This is a genomic window from Trueperaceae bacterium (genome assembly GCA_036381035.1).
GTDB lineage: Bacteria > Deinococcota > Deinococci > Deinococcales > Trueperaceae > DASRWD01.
The window spans coordinates 1-2,145 of sequence record DASVDQ010000085.1; the positions used below are offsets into that span (position 1 = coordinate 1).

Annotated in this window: 2 protein-coding genes; both read left to right on the forward strand. The window is 70.4% G+C overall.

Annotation, left to right across the window (positions count from 1 at the left end):
* On the forward strand, positions 1–504 hold a 504-nt coding region (locus tag VF202_09960), incomplete at its 5' end, for a M20/M25/M40 family metallo-hydrolase (GenBank protein HEX7040427.1).
* A 50-nt stretch (positions 505–554) separates the two neighbouring features.
* Positions 555–2,057, forward strand: a complete 1,503-nt coding sequence (locus VF202_09965; GenBank protein ID HEX7040428.1) for an ABC transporter substrate-binding protein — start codon at positions 555–557, stop codon at positions 2,055–2,057.
* Positions 2,058–2,145: the final 88 nt, after the last annotated feature.

Genomic DNA, 2,145 nt, shown 5'->3' on the forward strand with positions numbered 1-2,145 from the left:
GGCGAGCACGAGTTCCTCGGCCTGCCCTGGATCACGCCGACGATCCTCATGGCGCCGGCCAAGGGCGAGGCGCAGCTCAACGTCATGCCCGACGAGGCGTACCTGGCCCTCGACGTCCGCACCGTGCCGGGGCAGGACCACGACGCTCTCGAGGAGGAGATCCGGTCCGTCGCGCGCGGGCTCGAGGCGGCCACGCCGCGTCTGCGGTTCGCCGTCGAGCGCTTCGAGTCGCGCCCCTGGACGTCCACGGACCCGCACGACCCGCTAGTAGCGGCCGTCGAGGCCGTCTACGAGCCGGTCCTCGGCACGCCGCCCCGCTACGGCGGCGTCCCCGGCGCCACCGACGGCACGTTCCTGTGGGCGTGGAAGGGCGTCCCGATCGTGACGATCGGGCCGGGCGACAGGACGATCCCCCACCAGGTGAACGAGTTCGTGAGGCTCCCTGACGTCGTGGCGGCCGCCCGCCTTTACGCCGCCGCGTCCGTGGCCTACCTTGCCAGCTGAACGCCGCCGTGGGCGGCGCCTAGGCTGAGGTCGATCGGAGGAGTGAGAGGATGACAGCGAGAACCCTCAAGGTCGTGCTCACGGCCGCCCTGCTGGCCGCCGGCGTCGCCGCCGCCCAGGACCCGGCGCCGGTGCGGGGCGGCTCGATCGTCGTGGCCATCACCGCCGAGCCGCCGGGCTGGGACCCGTCGGCGTCGACCTCGCAGGAGATCCCCAGGGTCGTCTACGATAACGTGCTGCAGGGCCTCGTGCGCTTCGACGGGGACGGCCAGATCGTGCCGGCCCTGGCGACGTCGTGGGAGACCTCGGACGACGGCCTCACCTGGACCTTCCAGCTCCGCGAGGGCGTGAAGTTCCACGACGGCTCGGACTTCGACGCCGCGGACGTGGTCGAGAAGTTCGAGCGCGCCGCCGACCCCGACTCCGGGCACACGAACCACCAGTACTACGAGGCCATCGAGAGCGTGGAGGCGATCGGCGACCACGAGGTGGCGTTCCACCTCTCGCGCCCCAACTCGAGCCTGCTCTACAACCTGGCCCGGCCCGACTCCGTGATCAACCCGTCGGGCAAGGCCGAGACGCAGCGCACGCAGCCGATCGGCACGGGCCCGTTCGTGTTCGCCGAGTACGTGCCCGGCAGCCACGTGCGCCTCGAGCGCTTCGAGGACTACTGGGAGGAGGGCCTCCCCTACCTCGACTCCGCCGAGTTCCGCATCATCTCCGACCCCAACGCCCGCTTCGCCGCGCTCCAGGCCGGCGACATCGACATGATCGGCGTCGCGCTGCTGCCCGAGCAGTTCCAGCAGGTCCTGGCGAACCCAGACCTCAAGGCCACCCAGGGCTCCGGCACCGCCGAGATCACGCTGGCCCTGAACAACGCGCGCGAGCCGTTCGACGACCCGCGCGTGCGCCAGGCGATCACCCACGCGATCGACAAGCAGGCGATCGTCCAGGGCGCGATGTTCGGCCTCGGCACCGTGATCGGCACGCACATGAGCCCGGCCGAGAGCTACTACGTCGACCTCACCGACACCTACCCCTACGACCCAGAGCGCGCGCGGCAGCTCCTCGCCGAGGCCGGCTACCCGGACGGCTTCACCGTGCGGTTCGAACTGCCGGAGCCCTACAACATCGAGCGGCGCACCGGCGAGGTCATCGCCCAGCAGCTGGAGCAGGTGGGCATCGACGTCGAGCTCTCGGTCGTCGAGTGGGCCACCTGGCTGGAGCGGATCTTCCTCGGCGGCGACTACGACATGACGATCATCGGCCACTCTGAGCCGCGCGACATCAACGTCTACGCGAACCCCGACTACTACTACCACTACGACAACCCTCGCATCGGGGAGCTGCTGGCCGAAGCCGAGGAGGCCACGAGCCAGGAGGAGGCGACGGCCAAGTACCAGGAGATCGCCCGGATCATCGCGGAGGACGCCGTGAACGTCTGGGTCTTCTCCTCTCCCTACCTGGTGGCGGCGAAGCGCGACGTCTACGGCTTCTGGACCGACCAGCCCACGCCCTGCATCAACCTCGTGCGCGTCTACCGCGCACCGTAGCGCTAGGCGGGGGCGGCCCTGGCAGCCGCCCCCGCGCTATCTGACGCCCGTATCAGAGCGTGCTCGCCTTCCTCGTCCGCCGCTTCCT

Bases quoted from the DNA above. Each gene is read 5' to 3' on its own strand.
- VF202_09965 (HEX7040428.1), top strand. From the start codon at position 555: ATGACAGCGAGAACCCTCAAGGTCGTGCTCACGGCCGCCCTGCTGGCC.